The following is a 17,457-nucleotide window of genomic DNA, read 5'->3' on the forward strand; positions in this document are numbered from 1 at the left end:
TAACTGCTGGATTCCGGGTTCGCTCGCAAAAGCTCGCGCCCCGGAATGACAGAGAAATCAGAACCCCGCCACGGTCCCGTGCAGGTCGTATTGATCCGCGCGGTCGATCTTCGCGGTGACGATTTCGCCGACTTTCAGCGGCCGGCGGCTTGAGACGTAAACCGCGCCGTCGATCTGAGGTGCGTCGGCCTTCGAGCGTCCCTTCGACACGGTCGGTCCGACTTCATCGATAATGACCTGCTGGCGGGTGCCGACCTTGCGCTTGAGGCGCTGCGCGGAAATCTTCTGCTGCCGTGCCATCAGCGCATTCCAGCGCGCGGTCTTGATCTCTTCCGGCACCGGGTTCTCGATGGTGTTCGAGGTCGCGCCCGCGACCGGCTCGTACTTGAAGCAGCCGACGCGATCGATCTGCGCTTCATCGAGCCAGTCGAGCAGATACTGGAAATCGGAATCGGTCTCGCCGGGGAAGCCGACTATGAAGGTCGAGCGCAGCGTGAGATCCGGACATTCCTCGCGCCACTTCTTGATGCGGCCGAGTGTCTTGTCCTGCGACGCCGGGCGGCGCATCTGCTTCAGCACTTCAGGTGAGGCGTGCTGGAAGGGGATGTCGAGATAGGGCAGCACCTTGCCCTCGGTCATCAGGCTGATGACTTCATCGACATGCGGGTAGGGGTAGACGTACTGCAGTCGCACCCACGCGCCGAGTTCGCCGAGTTCGCGCGACAGGTCGAAGAATTTCGCGAGGACCTCGCGGTCCTTCCACATGCTGGTCGCATATTTGATGTCGACACCGTAGGCCGAGGTGTCCTGCGACACCACCAGCAATTCCTTGACGCCGGCCGCGACAAGCTTCTCGGCTTCGAGCAGAACCTCCCTGGCGGGACGTGAGACCAGATCGCCGCGCAGCTTAGGAATGATGCAGAAGGTGCAGCGGTTGTTGCAGCCTTCTGAAATTTTCAGATATGCGTAGTGGCGGGGCGTCAGCTTGATGCCTTGCGGCGGCACCAGATCGATGTGCGGATTGTGCAGCGGCGGCAGTGCGCGGTGCACGGCGTCAAGCACGCTTTCATACTGCTGCGGCCCTGTGATCGAGAGCACGTTCGGGTAGGCTTTCTCGATCTGCTCGGGCTCCGCGCCCATGCAACCGGTGACGATCACCTTGCCGTTCTCGGCCATGGCCTCGCCGATGGCGCCGAGCGACTCCTGCTTGGCGCTGTCGAGGAAGCCACAGGTGTTGACGATGACCAGATCGGCGCCGTCATGCTTGCGCGCCAGTTCATAACCCTCGGCGCGCAGGCGCGTGATGATCCGCTCGGAATCCACCAAAGCCTTAGGGCATCCAAGCGACACAAAACTGACTTTTGGGGCGACGCCCTGTTCCATACGACCACACCTGTTGGGAGAATGCAGGAGCTATCCCTGATCAGCCCCAATTACAAGGCTTTAAGCAGTGCTGGCGGTTATGCTAGGACTGATTTGCCGGAATGCGAGTACTGAATGGCTGCGGATTCGTCGTTCAAGATAGTTATCGTCGACGAAAGCCCGATCAGAGCGGCAATCCTCAAGGAGGGACTGCGCGACGCGGGCTTTACCAGCGTTGAGCACATTACGGAGATGCACAATCTCCTCGCGCGGATCTATCGCATCGATCCCGACGTCATCCTGATCGATCTTGAAAACCCCAGCCGCGACATTCTGGAGCAGATGTTCCAGGTCAGCCGCGCGGTGCGGCGGCCGATCGCCATGTTCGTGGACCAGAGCGACGCAGCCTCGATCCAGCAATCGGTCGAGGCCGGTGTCTCAGCCTACATCGTCGATGGCCTGAAAAAGGAACGGATCAAGCCGATCCTCGACCTGTGCATTTCGCGGTTCAACGCCTTCTCCAAACTGCAGGACGAACTGGACCGCACCAGATCGGCGCTGGAAGACCGCAAGATCCTCGATCGCGCCAAGGGCCTGCTGATGAAGGCAAAGGGGCTGACAGAAGAAGAGGCCTATGTGCTGATCCGATCCACCGCGATGCGCGAGAAGAAGAAGATCGGCGAAATCGCCCAATCGATCATTACTGCGGCGGAGTTGTTGAAATGACAGGTACACCGCTCAGGATTGGATTTATTCCGCTGGTGGACGCGGCCGCGCTGCTGGTCGCCGTAGACAAGGGCTTCACCGCCGCTGAAGGGCTTGACGTGACACTCGTGCGTGAGGTGTCGTGGTCGAACGTTCGCGACAAGCTCAATATCGGCCTGTTCGATGCCGCACATCTGCTGGCGCCGGTCGCCATCGCATCGACACTCGGCTTGTCGCAGGTCAAGGTGCCGATCATCGCGCCTTTTAATCTCGGGCTGAACGGCAACGCGATCACGGTCTCGCCCGCTCTGTACGCGGCAATCACAGGAGAGGCTGACGGCGATCCGGCCAATCCGATGGTGACGGCGAAAGCGCTGGCGCGGGTCGTGGCGGCGAGGCGCAAGAGCGGCAGCGAACCGCTAACCTTCGGCATGACGTTTCCGTTCTCGACCCACAACTATCAGCTCCGGTTCTGGATGGCCGCCGGCGGCGTCGATCCCGACGAGGACGTGCGGCTTGTGGTGCTGCCGCCGCCCTACATGGTGGACAGTCTCGCCAACGGCCATGTCGATGCCTTCTGCGTCGGTGCGCCGTGGAACTCGGTCGCGGTCGATCTCGGCGTCGGACACATTCTGCATTACGTCTCGGACATTCTCGAGCGCGCGGCTGAAAAGGTGCTCGCGGTGCGCGAGACGTGGGCGCTGAAGAATTCGGAAGTCCTTGCCCGGCTGACGCGCGCGCATGGCCACGCGGCAGACTTTATCGAGAACCCGGACAATCGGACCGAAGTGTCCCGCATCCTCGGGGCCCCGGAACGGATCGGGGTCGATCCCGAGGTGATCCGGCGAACCCTCGACGGTCGCCTGAAAATCTCTCCTGGCGGGACAATCCGCGAAAGCGGGCGCTATCTGCTGATCGGCCGGGAAGGTGCCGCGCGGCCCGATCCCGTGCAGGCGGCCTGGCTTTACGCCCAGATGGTTCGCTGGGGGCAGGCGGCTTATTCACGGGAGGCGCTGGAGACCGCCAGGAAGGTCTTCCGGCCCGATCTCTATGACGCCGCGCTCGGCGCACCGAAGACGCCCGTACGGGCTATTCAGGACAGCGTGGGCGCCTTTGACGGCCCCTTGTTCGATCCTAATGACATCCCGGCGCATCTTGCTTCCGTGACCATCAAGCGGCGTCAGCTCTAATAGCGATTCCCGGTTCATTTTGACGCCTGCCCAATTCTTGTGCGCCGCGCAAGAAGTGTGCATTTGCCGTTTGGAGAGGCCGCGACGGCAGCCTGCTTCATATCAAGGCACCTCTCCAACTCATTGAAAAATATGAACTTGCTGCGTCGCACGCGGCTGGCACGATCCTTGAATAGCTAGGGCAGGCCGAACGAAGGCCTGCCGGGTCCACCGATGGCCCAAACAGCAATGCCGCTGTCTCGAGAGCCTCATGGGTGGGTCTCGAGCTGGCGGCTTTTTTGTTTTTGGGCAGCAGGAAACCTGTGCGTAGGGCGATTGAACGGCAGTCAAACAGCGACACGGTCGAAAGGACGACAGACACGATGACCAAGACCACCAAACAGGGACTGGCGGACCGCAAGATGAGCCGCCGCGCGCTGCTCAAGGCCGGTGCGGGAACGGCGGCGCTGCTGGCTGCGGCGCGACTGAATTTTCCCGGCGGCGCATTCGCGCAGACCGCCGGACCGGAAGTGACCAAGGCGATCTTCGGCTACATCGCGCTGATGGACGCGTCGCCGCTGGTGATCGCAAAGGAAAAGGGAATTTTCGCGAAGCACGGCGTGCCGGACGTTGAAGTCACCAAGCAGGCGTCCTGGGGCGCGACGCGCGACAACCTCGTCCTCGGCGGCGAGAAGAACGGCATCGATGGCGCACACATCCTGACGCCGATGCCGTATCTGATTTCGGCGGGCAAGGTGACGCAGAACAACGTGCCGACGCCGATGTACATCCTGTCGCGCCTCAATCTCGATGCGCAGGCGATCTCGGTCTCCAACGACTACAAGGATCTCAAGGTCACCGCGGACGCATCCGCGCTGAAGGAAGCCTTTGCCAAGAAGAAGGCCGAAGGCAAGGAAGTGAAGGTCGCCATGACCTTCCCCGGCGGCACCCATGACCTGTGGATTCGCTACTGGCTCGCCGCCGGCGGCATCGATCCCGACAAGGACGTTTCGACCATCGTCGTTCCGCCGCCGCAGATGGTGGCGAACATGAAGGTCGGCAACATGGACGCCTTCTGCGTCGGCGAGCCGTGGGGCGAACAGCTCGTCAACCAGGGCATCGGTTACACGGCCTGCTCGACCGGCGAAATCTGGTCGAAGCACCCGGAAAAGGCGCTCGGCCTGCGCGCCGACTACGTGGACAAATATCCCAAGGCGACGCAGGCCATCCTGATGGCCGTGATGGAAGCGCAGCAGTGGTGCGACAAGCCCGCGAACCGCGCCGAAATGTCCGAGATCGTCGGCCGCCGTCAGTGGTTCAACGTTCCGGTCGCCGACATCATCGGCCGCGCCAACGGTGACATCAATTACGGCAACGGCCGGATGGAGAAGGGCACCAGGCAGTTCATGAAGTTCTGGCAGGACCACGCGTCCTACCCGTTCAAGAGTCATGACGCCTGGTTCGTCACCGAAGACATCCGCTGGGGCAAGTTCGAGCCGACGACGGACGTCAAGGCGCTGGTCGACAAGGTCAATCGCGAAGACATCTGGAAGTCGGCAGCCAAGGCGCTCGGCGTCGCCGCGGCCGATATTCCGGCCAGCACGTCGCGCGGCAAGGAAACCTTCTTCGACGGCAAGGTCTTCGATCCTGAAAATCCGTCGGCGTACCTCAAGAGTTTGTCGATCAAGCGTATCGATGCCTGAGACCCTGCGGGCCGCCCCACGCAGGGGCGGCCCCGCACCTAACACAACCGAGGCGATCTCATGAACATGCCGCTCGCAAAAACAACCAGCACTCTCCCGGCACCGGCGCCGTCGCCGGCTGCGACCGCAGCGGTCGTCCCGCTGCCGAAGTCATCACGCAGTTTTCTGACGGACAAGCTGTTTCCGAATTTACGTGCGCTGGCGGCCCGTGTGGTCCCGCCGTTCATCATGCTCGTCCTGATCTTCGGCGTCTGGCAGATCCTCTGCATGAAGCCGGGCGCGACGCTGCCGTCGCCGTCCCGCATCTGGGCCGATGCCAAGGACCTCATCCTCGATCCGTTCTTTGTCACCGGACCGCAGGACATCGGGCTCGGCCTGCGCGTCCTCACATCACTTCAGCGCGTCGCTGTCGGCTTCGGTCTTGCAAGCGTGGTCGGAGTGCTGGTCGGCGCAATTATCGGCCAATCAGTTTGGGCGATGCGCGGCCTCGATCCGATCTTCCAGGTGATGCGCACGGTTCCGCCGCTGGCGTGGCTGCCGATTTCGCTCGCGGCCTTCCGTGACAGCAATCCATCGGCGATCTTCGTGATCTTCATCACCTCGATCTGGCCGATCATCATCAACACCGCGGTCGGCATCCGCAATATTCCGCAGGACTACCGCAACGTCGCCGCTGTGGTCCGGCTGAATCCGATCGAGTTCTTCTGGAAGATCATGATCCCGTCGGCGGCGCCTTACATCTTCACCGGTCTTCGCATCGGCATCGGCCTGTCATGGCTCGCGATCGTCGCGGCTGAAATGCTCACCGGCGGCGTCGGCATCGGCTTCTTCATCTGGGACGCGTGGAATTCATCAAGGCTGTCCGACATCTTCGTGGCGCTTGCCTACATCGGCATCGTCGGATTTGTGCTCGATCGCATGGTTGCCTTCGTCGGTAACATCGCGACCCGCGGCGTTCAGGCAAGCTGAGGGAGAATGACAATGGCTTATCTCAAGCTCGATCATGTCGATAAGGTCTTCACCCGCGGTTCTACTCAGAGCGAGGTGTTGAAAGACATCAATCTTACTGTGGAGCAGGGCGATTACGTCTCGATCATCGGTCACTCCGGTTGCGGCAAGTCCACACTGCTTAACATCGTCGCCGGGCTGACCAATGCGACCCAGGGCGGCGTTCTGCTCGAAGGCCGCGAAGTGAATTCGCCGGGCCCGGATCGCGCCGTGGTGTTTCAGAACCACAGCCTGCTGCCCTGGCTGACGGTCTATGACAACGTGCGTCTTGGCGTCGACAAGGTGTTCGGATCGACCAAAACCCGCGCCGAGCGCGATGAATGGGTGCTGCACAACCTCAACCTCGTGCAGATGACCCACGCCAAGGACAAGCGTCCGTCCGAAATTTCCGGCGGCATGAAGCAGCGCGTCGGCATCGCCCGCGCGCTGGCGATGGAGCCGAAGGTGCTGCTGCTCGACGAGCCGTTCGGCGCACTCGACGCACTGACCCGCGCCCATCTCCAGGACTCGGTGATGGCGCTGCACCAGAAGCTCAACAACACGGTGATGATGATCACGCACGACGTCGATGAGGCTGTGCTGCTCTCCAACCGCATCGTGATGATGACCAATGGCCCTAGCGCACGGATCGGCGAAGTGCTGGAGGTGCCATTGCCGCACCCGCGCAAGCGGCTCGAACTGGCGTCCAACCCGATTTACCTCAAGTGCCGGCAGCGCGTGCTTGAGTTCCTCTATGAGCGTCATCGTTTCGTCGAGGCGGCTTAACCAGGACTGAAGCGAAAGGAGCGGACACCATGACTCCCTCTCAGGTTTCACTTGTTCAGGACAGCTTTGCGAAGGTCGTTCCAATCGCCGATCAAGCAGCCGTGATTTTCTACGACCGTCTTTTTGACATCGCACCGCAGGTCAAGCCGCTGTTCAGGGGAGACATGGCGAAGCAGCGCCGCGCGCTGATGGGCACGCTCGGTGTCGTGGTGAACGGACTGTCGAACCTGCCGTCGGTGCTGCCAGCGGCAAGTGCGCTAGCCAAGAAGCACGTCAACTACGGTGTCGAGGCTGCGCACTATCCGATCGTTGGCGCGGCGTTGCTGTGGACGCTGGAAAAGGGCCTCGGCGAGGCCTGGACGCCCGACGTCGCGGCGGCGTGGACGGATGCCTACGGCACACTGTCCGGATTCATGGTGGCGGAAGCCTACGGCCAGCAGGCCGCAGCGGAATAGGACAGCGGCATTGAGCGAACCTCTTGTCATCATCGGCAACGGAATGGCCGCCGCTCGCTTCGTCGAGGAGTTGGCGAAGCGCGCACTCGGCCGTTACGCCATCGCCGTGATCGGTGACGAGCCGCGGCTGGCCTACAACCGCGTGCTGTTGTCCTCGGTGCTGGCGGGCGAGACCACCTCACAGGATATAGAGCTGCGGTCGGCGTCGTGGTGGCGCGACCGCGGTGTAACGCTGACCTACGGCTGCGCCGCCAATTCGATCGACCTCAACGGCCGTACGATCCATCTCGCGAACGGCGCTGACGTTCCATTCTCGAAGGTGGTCATTGCCACCGGTTCGACGGCCATCCGGCTGAACGTGCCCGGCGCGGACCTGCGGGGTGTCCACACGTTTCGCGACAGCCGCGATGTGGACCTGCTGCTGAAACTCGCCCGCGAGAAAAAACGTGTCGTTGTGGTCGGCGGGGGATTGCTGGGTCTCGAGGCCGCTTACGGCCTCGCCAAGGCGGGATCGAAGGTGACGCTGCTGCATCTGATGGACCGCCTGATGGAGCGGCAGCTCGATGCGCCGGCAGCGTCGCTGTTGAAGCGGCTGGTCGAGAGCAAGGGCATTGAGGTTTTACTGGGCGCCAATACCAAACAGATCCTCGGCGAAGACACGCCACAGGGCGTCGAACTGTCGGATGGGCGGGTGATCGCCGCCGATGCTGTGGTCTTCGCTGCAGGTATCCGGCCGAATGTCGCGCTGGCGAAGGATGCCGGCGTTCCGGTCAATCGCGGCGTCGTCGTTGATGATCAATTGCGGACGGGCAGCGCCGATGTGTTTGCGCTCGGCGAATGCGCCGAACATCGTGGCACGTGCTACGGGCTCGTCGAGCCCGCCTATGAGCAGGCCCGTGTGCTGGCGGATCATCTCGCAGGGCGTCCGGCGCTTTACGACGGCAGTGTCGTTTCCACCAATCTCAAGGTCTCGGGCGTCAGCGTGTTTTCGGCTGGCGATTTTCTCGGTGAAACCGACACCGACACGCTGGTGTTCAATGATGAACGGCGTGGCACTTACAAGAAACTTGTGGTGGCCGACGGCCGCCTCAAGGGAGCGGTCCTGGTCGGCGATACGCAGGATGCGCTCTGGTACCTCGAACTGATCAGGACAACGGCGTCCATCGAAGCGATCCGCGGCGACATGATGTTCGGCCGCGCTCTCGCACAACCGAAGGCCGCATGAGACATGTCCAGCGATTTTTCTCCGGACCAGAAGCGATATCTCGAAGGATTCGTGTCGGGGCTTTCGGCCTCGCGTGTCGCACGCACCAACGCGCCTTCGAAGTCGGAGCCCGTTGGACCTGATGCCATTCACCTGAAAGCGCAGGATCGAACGGTTGCTGCGGGCGGCAAGCTCAACGATCAGGAGAAGTTCAAGCGCGACGAGCATCCGTTCGATGCCTATCCGCGGCTGGTCAAGCAGGCGGAGAACAACGAGGCGCCGAAGCCGCCGGACAATTTCCGCTGGCGCTATTACGGCATTTTTTACGTGGCGCCGACGCAGACGTCCTATATGTGCCGCCTGCGGATTCCGAACGGCATCCTCAAGCACTGGCAGTTCGCAGGCGTCGCCGACCTCGCGGAGAATTTCGGCGGTCCCTATGCCCACGTGACGACACGCGCCAATCTTCAGCTTCGCGAGATCGAGCCGAAGAACGCCATCAACGTCATCGAGGGCCTTCAGGATCTCGGACTGTGTTCGCGCGGGTCCGGCGCCGACAACATCCGCAACGTCACCGGCACATCGACCGCGGGCATCGATCCGCAGGAAATTCTGGATACGCGACGCTATGCCCGCGAATGGCACTTCCATATTCTGAATGACCGCTCGCTCTACGGGCTGCCGAGGAAGTTCAATGTGGCGTTCGATGGAGCAGGGCGCATCGCCACACTCGAGGAAACCAACGACATCGCCTTTCAGGCTGTCGAGGTCCTTGAGGGGCATGACGTCGAGCCGGGAATTTACTTTCGGCTGGCGCTGGGCGGCATCACCGGCCACAAGGACTTCGCCCGCGATACCGGCGTCATTCTCACGCCGCAGGAAGCGACCGAAGTTGCCGACAGGATTATCCGTGTCTTCATCGAGAATGGCGACCGGACCAACCGCAACAAGGCGCGGCTCAAGTATGTGCTCGACTCCTGGGGCTTCGACAAGTTTCTCGCCGCCGTCGAGGAGAAGCTCGGCCGCAAGCTGGCGCGCGTGCCGGCTGAAGCCATTGCGCCACGTCCGGTCTATGACCGTTTTGCCCATATCGGCGTGCATCCGCAGAAGCAGGCCGGCCTGAACTGGATCGGCGTCGCGCTCAAGCTGGGCCGGTTGTCGCTTGAGCAGATCCGTGGACTTGCGAAGCTCGCGGCAGATTTCGGCGATGGCGATATCCGTCTCACGGTCTGGCAAAACCTGCTGATCTCCGGCGTGGCCGATGCCAACGTCGCGACCGTCACCGCCGCCATCGAGGCGCTGGGACTTTCAACGACAACTTCAGCGCTCCGCGCCGGCCTGATCGCATGCACAGGCGCAACCGGCTGCCGCTTCGCCGCGGCTCACACCAAGGAGAATGCCGACGAGATCGCTGCCTGGTGCGAGGAGCGTGTGCCGCTTGAGACACCGGTGAACATTCATCTCACCGGATGCCATCATTCCTGCGCCCAGCATTACATCGGCGACATCGGCCTGATCGGCGCGCGCGTTCCGATCAACGACGATGGCGACACCGTCGATGGCTACCACCTGCTGGTCGGCGGCGGCTTCGGCACCGAAGCGACCATGGGACGCGAACTGTTCCAGAACGTGAAGGCCGAAGATGCGCCGCGCATCGTCGAGCGCGTCCTGAAGGCCTATGTCAATCATCGCTCATCGGAAGATGAGACCTTCATCGCTTTCGCCAAGCGAACCGAGATCGATGCCCTCAAGCGCATGACCGAAATGGAGTCTGTGTGATGAACCAGAGAACTCCGCCCGGACAGATTGAGATCATCCCGGAAACCGCGCCGTTCTCGCAGGAGCAGCGCTCGTGGCTCAACGGCTTCTTCGCCGGTCTCGTCTCGCTCGACAATGCCGTGACGCCGTTGTCGCCAGAGCAGGGCGCTGCCGTGATGAAGGGCGCTGCCGGCGACGGTGATGACGGCGAAGCGCCATGGCATGACCAGACCATGCCGATCGCGGAGCGCATGAAACTGGCCGAAGGCCGCCCGATCCGCCGCAAGATGATGGCGGCGATGGCGCAGCAGGACTGCGGCCAGTGCGGCTACAACTGCCACGACTATTCCGAGGCGATTGCCGACAAGTCCGAGGCGCGGCTCAATCTCTGCGTTCCGGGCGGCAAGGAAACCGCGCGGATGCTGAAGGCTCTTTATGAGGACCTTGAAAAAGCACCTGCTGCTGTTTCATCACCCGCCATCGCGCCGACCGCGCCTGTTGCTGCGGCTCCGGCAACAGAGCCCGGCCGCTCGCGCGACAATCCCGCGAAAGCCTTGTTCCTCTCGCGCCGTCAGGTCACCAAGCCCGGCTCGGAGAAGGAGACCTGGCATATCGAGTTCGATCTGGAGCAGGCTGGTCTCGATTACGTCGTCGGCGATTCATTCGGGGTGTTTGCCGCCAACGATCTCGGCCTTGTCGATCAGATCATCGCCATGCTCGGCGCGTCGCACACGACCGAAGTCAACGGAAAGACGCTGCGTGAAGTGCTGCTCAACGACGTGTCGCTGTCGCCCGCGCCGGACACCCTGTTTGAACTGATCTCGTTCGTCACTGGCGGCGCACAACGCGAGAAAGCACGGGCCTTGGCGTCCGGCGACGATCCGGATGGCGATGCCGCCAACCTAGACGTGCTGGCGGCGCTGCAGAAGTTCTCCGGCGTGCGCCCGCATCCGGAAGCTTTCATCGAGGCGCTTGAACCATTGCAGCCGCGCCTGTATTCGATTTCATCTTCGCACAACGCCACGCCGGGCAAGCTGTCGCTCACCGTCGATACGGTGCGCTACGTGATCGGCAAGCGCAAGCGGCTCGGTCTTGCGTCGACTTTTCTCGCGGAACGGATCAAACCCGGCGAACAGCTCTCCGTCTATGTGCAGAAGGCGCACGGCTTTGGGCTGCCGCAGGATCCGAACACGCCGATCATCATGATCGGCCCGGGCACCGGCATCGCGCCGTTCCGCGCGTTCCTGCACGACCGTCAGGCCACCAAGGCGCCGGGCCGCAACTGGCTGTTCTTCGGTCATCAGCGCAGCGCGTATGACTTCTTCTATTCAGACGAACTGAACGCGATGAAGGCATCCGGTCTGCTGACGCGTTTGTCGCTGGCATGGTCACGCGACGGCACAGAGAAGTTCTACGTGCAGGACCGCATGCGCGAGGTTGGCCGCGAGTTGTGGAACTGGCTCGCCGACGGCGCGCACGTCTATGTCTGCGGCGATGCCAAGCGGATGGCGAAGGATGTCGAGCGCGCGCTCGTGGATATCACCGCCCAGTTCGGCGCGCGGTCGACGGATGAGGCGATCGCGTTCGTAGCCGATCTGAAGAAGAAGGGCCGCTACCAGCAGGACGTCTATTGATGCGGGAAGGGCGCAAATCGCCGGTTTCGCCGGAGGCTGTTCATTCTCCGCAGGGGTCCCGGGTAGGATATTTCTCTCTCCCGATGCGGACGGGGGCAACTTTATCGTCTTTTTCCGGGGCGCCTTGTAAGTCACTGACGAAGCACTTCAATATCCCATCACGTGATCGATTGGAGATCGGCGATGAGCGATATTGTGTCAGAAGCCCATGCCCGGGTGACTTCCGCCCAAGCGGAAGATCGCATGCACACGCTCGCCGTCTATGGCGCCTTCGCGCTGATCGCCGCCATCGTGTTCGGCACGCTCTCCTACCATCCGTTCTGATATCTGGTCCGTTCGTCGTGCGGGGGACCGCATGACGAACGTCGATCCATCCGTCGCTCCCACAAAGACTACCTGTCCCTATTGCGGCGTCGGCTGCGGCGTCATCGCGACGCCAGACGGCAAGGGCGGCGCGACCATCGCGGGCGATCCCGAGCATCCGGCCAATTTCGGGCGGCTGTGCTCCAAGGGGTCGGCGCTCGGCGAGACGCTGGGTCTGGGCGAACGATTGTTGCATCCCATGATCCGCTGCTCGAACGGCAAGTTCGAAGAGGTCGCGTGGACCGATGCGCTCGATCACGTTGCCAACCGGCTTCAACACATCATTGCAAAGTATGGACCCGATTCGGTCGGCTTCTATCTTTCGGGGCAGTTGCTCACCGAGGACTACTATGTCGCCAACAAGCTGATGAAGGGCTTCATCGGCACGGCGAATGTCGACACCAACTCGCGGCTCTGCATGTCCTCGTCGGTCGCGGGGCATCGCCGCGCCTTCGGCTCCGACACGGTGCCGGGCTGCTATGAGGATCTCGATCACGCCGACCTGCTGGTGCTGGTCGGATCGAACGCGGCGTGGTGTCATCCGGTCCTGTTCCAGCGGATGATAGCCAACAAGCAGAAGCGCGGCGCGCGCATCGTGGTGATCGATCCGCGACAGACCGAGACATCGGGCGACGCCGATCTGTTTCTCGGCCTTAAACCCGGAACCGACACGGCGCTGTTCAGCGGGCTTTTGACCTACCTCGCAGACAGCGGTGCGCTCGATCACTCCTATATCGATAAACATACCAGCGGCTTCGCCGACGGTTTGGCGAAAGCGCGCAGCATCGCGGGCAGCGTTGCCGTGACGGCGCTCGCGACGGGTCTTGCGGAAACGGATGTTGCGACGTTCTTCCAGATGTTCGCGAAAACGCCGCGCGTGGTGACGCTCTATTCGCAAGGCGTCAACCAGTCGGCGCAGGGCACCGACAAGGTCAACGCGATCATCAACTGTCATCTCGCGACCGGCCGCATCGGCAAGCCGGGGGCTTCGCCGTTCTCTCTCACCGGCCAGCCGAATGCGATGGGCGGGCGTGAGGTCGGTGGCCTGGCCAACCAGCTTGCGGCACATATGGGGTTCACACCGCCGGACATCGACCGCGTTCGCCGGTTCTGGAAGGCGCCTCACATCGCCACCCATGAGGGCCTCAAGGCCGTTCAGATGTTCCAGGCGATCGGCCGCGGCGAGATCAAGGCCCTGTGGGTGATGGGCACCAATCCCGCCGTGTCTCTGCCGAACGCAGATGCTGTGCGCGCGGCAATGCGCAAGCTTGATCTGCTGGTGATCTCGGAAAATGTGCAGTCGAACGACAGCATCAATTCCGGCGCGCACGTGCTGCTGCCTGCGCACGCGTGGGGCGAGAAGTCCGGCACCGTGACGAATTCCGAGCGGCGCATCTCCCGGCAGCGCGCATTCCTGCCGCCACCCGGTCAGGCGAAGCCGGATTGGTGGATCATGAGCGAAGTCGCCGAGCGCCTCGGCTACGGCGCGGCATTCGCCTATCATTCTGCCGCCGACATCTTCCGCGAGCATGCCGAACTGTCTGCGTTCGAGAACGGCGGTAGCCGGGATTTTGATATCGGCGCGATGGCATCAGTAGCCGACGACGAATTCGATTCAATGCCGCCGTTCATGTGGCCGATGCCGAGGGGCGAACGCGAAGCGGCGCAGCGTTTCTTCGCCGAGGGCCGCTACTATACATCGGATCGCAAGGGTCATTTCGTTGCGCCTGACGTTCCGATGCTGCGCGGCGCTGTTTCGGAGGCACGTCCGCTGCGGCTCAATACCGGGCGCATCCGCGATCAGTGGCACACCATGACACGCACCGGTCTCAGTCCGCGCCTCGGCCAGCATCTGCCTGAACCTTATGTGGAGATTCATCCGGCCGACGCCGCCCAGGCGGACGTTGTCGATGGCGGTTATGCGCGGCTTGCGACCGATCTCGGCCAGTGCATTCTCAAAGTTGTCGTCAGCGAGCGCCAGCAGCGCGGCATGCTGTTCGCGCCGATTCACTGGAGCCAGGAAAACTCGGCATCGGGGCGGGTAGGAGCGCTGGTCGCGCCATTCACCGATCCGTTCTCCGGGCAGCCGGAAAACAAGGCCACGCCTGTTGCCATTGAGGCGGTTACGTTCGGGCAGCGTGGTTTCGTTCTCTCGCGCAGGCCGATGTCGTTTCCGAAGGACGTGGGGTGGTCGCGCGTCGCTGTTACGGGCGGCTATGGCTATCTCATCGCCAGCAATCTGGACGTTGCTGCCTGGAGAACCTTCCTGTCGCCGCAAGGAGAAGCAGGACACATCGCAGAGTACGAAGACGCCGCCCGCGGCGTGTATCGCGCAGCGCAGTTCTCCGGCGACAGGCTTGAAGCCTGCGTGTTCATCGGGCCGGCGAAGGACACACCCAGCTGGGAAGCGGTGAAGATGGCGTTCGCTGCAGAGACGATCAGCGACGAGCAGCGCGGGCTGTTGCTGTCGGGCAAGTCCGCCGATGGCGTAGCGAACGACGGCCCCGTGGTCTGCGCGTGCTTCGGCGTCGGACGCAACGCGATCTGCGGCGCGATTGCGGAAGGGTCGCGAACCGTTGCCGAGATCGGCGCGAAGCTCAAGGCCGGCACCAACTGCGGCTCCTGCATTCCGGAGTTGAAGCGGCTGATCGCGCAGACCGGCGTCGCGCAACCGATGGAAGCTAGCGCCGCGAGCTGAACGGCGCGACGGTAATGCCGCTGCTCTCAAGCCCCGCCCGCACCTTGCGCGCGATCTCGACCGCGCCGGGCGTGTCGCCGTGAATACAGACGGTGTCGATCTTCACCGGGATGACCTTCCCGGAAGCGGCAGTGATAGCGTTGTCCTGAACCATACGGATCACACGCTGCGCGATCTGGTCGCCGTCATGAAGCACCGACCCGGGTTTGCTGCGTGCCACCAGTTGCGCATCATCCTCGTAGGCTCGGTCGGCGAACACCTCATGGATCAGTTTCAACCCGGCGGCTTCACCGGCACGTACCAGCGCCGTGTTCGGCAGCACCACGAAATACAGATTGGGATCGACAGCCTTGATCGCGGTCGCGATGGCGCGTGCGGTCATGTCGTCGGCACATGCAACATTTGAAAGCGCACCGTGCGCCTTGACGTGGGTCACCTTGTGACCGGCCAAAGACGCGACCGCCTGCAACGCTCCGATCTGGTAGGCGACCATGGTCTCGATTTCGGATGATTTCAGTCCGGGGACCGGCCGCCGTCCGAACCCGTGCAGATCGCGATAGCCGGGATGCGCACCGATGCTGACACCGCGCTCTTTCGCGAGCCTCGCGGTCTTCAGCATGATGTCGGAATCGCCCGCATGAAAGCCGCACGCGACGTTGACACTGCTGGCGAGGCCAAGCATCGCGTCGTCGTTGCCCATGTCCCACGCACCGAAACCTTCGCCGAGATCACTGTTGAGATCGATAGTCATGGATGCGCCTCTTGAAGATTCAGGGGTCGTCGATGGCGTTTACCGCAACGCCCGCGACATTGGCCTTTTGCAGTTCGACGAGATTGAGGCTCGAGCCGCCCGCGATGTGAATGCGGCCCGGCAGCGCTTGAATGAATTCGGCCAGCTTGCGCGCCTCGTTCTGGGCTTCTTCAACGGTGACTGCCTTGAAGCGGACTATCGCACCTGATTGCATCTGCGCGAACCGTCCCAGATCGGCGCTGATGACGGTCGCAATCTTCGGATAGCCGCCGGTCGTGCCATGATCCGCCATCAGCACGATAGGCTGGCCGTTGCCCGGCACCTGAATGCTGCCGTGGACCGCGCCGTCAGAAACAATGTTATGGCCGCCGGGGTGAACAACCTTCGGGCCTTCCAGCCGATAGCCCATCCGGTCGCTGGTCGCCGAGATGCGCCACTCGCTGGTAAGGAATACATCGCATGCCGCGCCGAACTCGTCGTCCTGCGGTCCCATGACGACGCGGATCGGGGACTGCGGCTGATCGAAGGTGTCCAGCGCGCGCTCATGCGAAGTGAATTGCGCGGTTCCAACGTCGAGTACATCGCCGGCTTGCAGCGGCCGGGGGAAGGGACTGCCGAGATCGGCGCGCGCATTGACCGACAGGCTTCCGAACACGGGTTCTCCCGCGATGCCGCCTTCGATGGCGAGATAAGTGAACACGCCGCTGCGGGCCGCGCCGAGCCTGAGCGTTTCGCCGTCCGCAATCAACGCCGTTTCGCTCATAAGCAGCGGCGAGCCTGCAACATCCGCAACACGTGCTGCGCCCGAAAGGGCAACGCGCACGGCCCCGTTGCGTGCCGTAAACGCGGTCGCGAATGGTCCGATTTCGATCGCGGCGGCGAGCGGAGAATTGCCCGCAAGGGTGTTAGCCATCGCCAGCGACGTGCGATCCATCGCACCACTGGTGGTGAGACCATAGCGTTGCGCGCCGAACCGGCCGGCATCCTGAATTGATGTCGCGGGCCCGGTTGTGACGACAACAAGCTTGCTCATGACGCGATCAACTCTGCGACAGCTTCGCCGCGTTCAGCGGCGCGATCAAGCGAAGCAAACTCGCTGGCCGCAATGGCATGGAAGGTGACGGCATCGCCGGGTTCCATCAGAAACACCGGATCGCGATGCGGATGGAAGGTGCGGACTGGCGTTCGCCCGAGCAGATGCCAGCCGCTCGGCGCGGCAAGACACTGCACGCACGCCTGCACACCACCGATCGAAATGGTGCCGGCCGGTGTTTCGGTTCGCGGGTTCTCGCGCCGCGGCGTGGCGATGGCGGGATCGAGGCCGCTCAGATAAGCGAAGCCGGGTGTGAAGCCAATCATCGCGACGCGATACTCGCTGCCGGTGTGCTTTGCGATGACATCAGCCGTCGAGATACTGTGCGCGCGCGCCACGTCGTCGAGGTCGATGCCGTATTCGCCGCCATAGACCACCGGCACGCGCCAGCGCCGGATGTTGGTTTGTGCTGGAACAGGCCGCTCCGCGAGCGCCAGCAGCTTTTGCGACAATGTCGCGAAGTCGATCAGCAAGGGATCGTAGTGAACCAGCAGCGAGCGATAGGTCGGAACGGTTTCCAGGACTCCCGCAATGGCTGCGCTCGCGACTTCGCGATCGAGCGCCAGGACCTGCCGGTTGACCGCTGGATCAATGCTGCGGCCGAATTCGACCGCCAGGGCAGTGTCTCCGGACGGGAGGATGCGGGGCGGGGTGGTCATCGGCAGGCCGGAGATCTCAGGATGGACACTCCCTTTGTCCGACACTCCCGCTAAAATGGCAAATAAGTTGGCGTTATCGCAACGCATAAGCGGACATTACCGGTCACGCGATTGCCGCCTTGACGCGATG

15 protein-coding genes are annotated in these 17,457 nt (G+C 62.6%); 11 read left to right on the plus strand and 4 right to left on the minus strand.

Annotated elements, in window-relative coordinates:
• Window positions 1–57 precede the first annotated feature (57 nt).
• A complete protein-coding gene (rimO, locus tag ACP7AL_RS20585; protein ID WP_425993841.1) occupies window positions 58–1,383 on the minus strand; it encodes a 30S ribosomal protein S12 methylthiotransferase RimO in 1,326 nt (441 codons plus the stop codon).
• A 114-nt stretch (window positions 1,384–1,497) separates the two neighbouring features.
• Here rimO and ACP7AL_RS20590 point away from each other — a divergent pair, with 114 nt between their 5' ends.
• The 11 genes from ACP7AL_RS20590 (at window position 1,498) to ACP7AL_RS20640 (ending at window position 14,824) form a co-directional block, all read left to right on the plus strand.
• Entirely contained in the window at window positions 1,498–2,088 is a 591-nt protein-coding gene (locus ACP7AL_RS20590) for an ANTAR domain-containing response regulator (RefSeq protein ID WP_006020601.1), read from the plus strand.
• Window positions 2,085–3,257 carry a CmpA/NrtA family ABC transporter substrate-binding protein gene (locus tag ACP7AL_RS20595; protein ID WP_425993844.1) on the plus strand — a complete coding sequence of 391 codons (1,173 nt, stop codon included), beginning with the start codon at window positions 2,085–2,087 and terminating at the stop codon, window positions 3,255–3,257. Before ACP7AL_RS20590 ends, ACP7AL_RS20595 begins: the two co-directional genes overlap by 4 nt.
• Before the next feature lie 362 nt (window positions 3,258–3,619).
• Entirely contained in the window at window positions 3,620–4,939 is a 1,320-nt protein-coding gene (locus ACP7AL_RS20600) for a CmpA/NrtA family ABC transporter substrate-binding protein (RefSeq protein ID WP_425993846.1), read from the plus strand.
• 60 nt (window positions 4,940–4,999) lie between these two features.
• Entirely contained in the window at window positions 5,000–5,908 is a 909-nt protein-coding gene (gene ntrB, locus ACP7AL_RS20605; RefSeq protein ID WP_425993848.1) for a nitrate ABC transporter permease, read from the plus strand.
• A 12-nt stretch (window positions 5,909–5,920) separates the two neighbouring features.
• Window positions 5,921–6,712 carry an ABC transporter ATP-binding protein gene (locus tag ACP7AL_RS20610; RefSeq protein WP_006020597.1) on the plus strand — a complete coding sequence of 264 codons (792 nt, stop codon included), beginning with the start codon at window positions 5,921–5,923 and terminating at the stop codon, window positions 6,710–6,712.
• A 29-nt stretch (window positions 6,713–6,741) separates the two neighbouring features.
• Entirely contained in the window at window positions 6,742–7,167 is a 426-nt protein-coding gene (locus ACP7AL_RS20615; RefSeq protein WP_425993851.1) for a globin family protein, read from the plus strand.
• Window positions 7,168–7,177: 10 nt separating this feature from the next.
• On the plus strand, window positions 7,178–8,392 hold the full coding sequence (locus ACP7AL_RS20620; protein WP_425993853.1) for an NAD(P)/FAD-dependent oxidoreductase: 1,215 nt from the start codon (window positions 7,178–7,180) through the stop codon (window positions 8,390–8,392).
• 3 nt (window positions 8,393–8,395) lie between these two features.
• Window positions 8,396–10,150, plus strand: coding sequence for a NirA family protein (locus ACP7AL_RS20625; protein ID WP_425993855.1), 1,755 nt, complete (start codon window positions 8,396–8,398; stop codon window positions 10,148–10,150).
• Window positions 10,150–11,763: a sulfite reductase subunit alpha gene (locus tag ACP7AL_RS20630; protein ID WP_425993857.1), complete on the plus strand. Its 1,614-nt coding sequence runs from the start codon at window positions 10,150–10,152 to the stop codon at window positions 11,761–11,763. The genes ACP7AL_RS20625 and ACP7AL_RS20630 overlap by 1 nt, the downstream gene beginning before the upstream one ends.
• A gap of 183 nt (window positions 11,764–11,946) precedes the next feature.
• Window positions 11,947–12,087, plus strand: coding sequence for a hypothetical protein (locus ACP7AL_RS20635; protein WP_425993859.1), 141 nt, complete (start codon window positions 11,947–11,949; stop codon window positions 12,085–12,087).
• A gap of 31 nt (window positions 12,088–12,118) precedes the next feature.
• Window positions 12,119–14,824: a molybdopterin-dependent oxidoreductase gene (locus tag ACP7AL_RS20640; RefSeq protein ID WP_425993861.1), complete on the plus strand. Its 2,706-nt coding sequence runs from the start codon at window positions 12,119–12,121 to the stop codon at window positions 14,822–14,824.
• On the opposite strand, the gene ACP7AL_RS20645 is transcribed toward ACP7AL_RS20640, so the two are convergent.
• From ACP7AL_RS20645 to pxpB, 3 genes are read right to left on the minus strand one after another with little or no spacing between them, the layout of a single operon-like run.
• On the minus strand, window positions 14,808–15,575 hold the full coding sequence (locus tag ACP7AL_RS20645) for a LamB/YcsF family protein (RefSeq protein WP_425993863.1): 768 nt from the start codon (window positions 15,573–15,575) through the stop codon (window positions 14,808–14,810). The two genes, ACP7AL_RS20640 and ACP7AL_RS20645, sit on opposite strands and share 17 nt — an antisense overlap.
• 19 nt (window positions 15,576–15,594) lie before the next feature.
• Complete coding sequence (locus tag ACP7AL_RS20650; protein ID WP_425993865.1) at window positions 15,595–16,608, minus strand: biotin-dependent carboxyltransferase family protein; 1,014 nt, start codon at window positions 16,606–16,608, stop codon at window positions 15,595–15,597.
• The gene (pxpB, locus tag ACP7AL_RS20655; protein WP_425993867.1) at window positions 16,605–17,327 is read right to left on the minus strand and encodes a 5-oxoprolinase subunit PxpB; all 723 of its coding nucleotides are present in this window, start codon (window positions 17,325–17,327) and stop codon (window positions 16,605–16,607) included. The genes ACP7AL_RS20650 and pxpB overlap by 4 nt, the downstream gene beginning before the upstream one ends.
• Window positions 17,328–17,457 lie beyond the last annotated feature (130 nt).

The sequence above is a fragment of the Afipia sp. DC4300-2b1 genome (genome assembly GCF_049895725.1).
In the GTDB taxonomy this organism is placed as follows: domain Bacteria; phylum Pseudomonadota; class Alphaproteobacteria; order Rhizobiales; family Xanthobacteraceae; genus Afipia; species Afipia broomeae.

What these genes read in the sequence shown, in the direction of transcription:
- ACP7AL_RS20590 (WP_006020601.1), top strand. Translation starts at nt 1,498, where the DNA reads ATGGCTGCGGATTCGTCGTTCAAGATAGTTATCGTCGACGAAAGCCCG.
- ACP7AL_RS20635 (WP_425993859.1), top strand. Translation starts at nt 11,947, where the DNA reads ATGAGCGATATTGTGTCAGAAGCCCATGCCCGGGTGACTTCCGCCCAA.
- ACP7AL_RS20645 (WP_425993863.1), bottom strand. Translation starts at nt 15,575, where the DNA reads ATGACTATCGATCTCAACAGTGATCTCGGCGAAGGTTTCGGTGCGTGG.
- ACP7AL_RS20610 (WP_006020597.1), top strand. Translation starts at nt 5,921, where the DNA reads ATGGCTTATCTCAAGCTCGATCATGTCGATAAGGTCTTCACCCGCGGT.
- ACP7AL_RS20595 (WP_425993844.1), top strand. Translation starts at nt 2,085, where the DNA reads ATGACAGGTACACCGCTCAGGATTGGATTTATTCCGCTGGTGGACGCG.
- ACP7AL_RS20640 (WP_425993861.1), top strand. Translation starts at nt 12,119, where the DNA reads ATGACGAACGTCGATCCATCCGTCGCTCCCACAAAGACTACCTGTCCC.
- pxpB (WP_425993867.1), bottom strand. Translation starts at nt 17,327, where the DNA reads ATGACCACCCCGCCCCGCATCCTCCCGTCCGGAGACACTGCCCTGGCG.
- ACP7AL_RS20630 (WP_425993857.1), top strand. Translation starts at nt 10,150, where the DNA reads ATGAACCAGAGAACTCCGCCCGGACAGATTGAGATCATCCCGGAAACC.
- ACP7AL_RS20615 (WP_425993851.1), top strand. Translation starts at nt 6,742, where the DNA reads ATGACTCCCTCTCAGGTTTCACTTGTTCAGGACAGCTTTGCGAAGGTC.
- ACP7AL_RS20600 (WP_425993846.1), top strand. Translation starts at nt 3,620, where the DNA reads ATGACCAAGACCACCAAACAGGGACTGGCGGACCGCAAGATGAGCCGC.
- rimO (WP_425993841.1), bottom strand. Translation starts at nt 1,383, where the DNA reads ATGGAACAGGGCGTCGCCCCAAAAGTCAGTTTTGTGTCGCTTGGATGC.
- ACP7AL_RS20650 (WP_425993865.1), bottom strand. Translation starts at nt 16,608, where the DNA reads ATGAGCAAGCTTGTTGTCGTCACAACCGGGCCCGCGACATCAATTCAG.
- ACP7AL_RS20625 (WP_425993855.1), top strand. Translation starts at nt 8,396, where the DNA reads ATGTCCAGCGATTTTTCTCCGGACCAGAAGCGATATCTCGAAGGATTC.
- ntrB (WP_425993848.1), top strand. Translation starts at nt 5,000, where the DNA reads ATGAACATGCCGCTCGCAAAAACAACCAGCACTCTCCCGGCACCGGCG.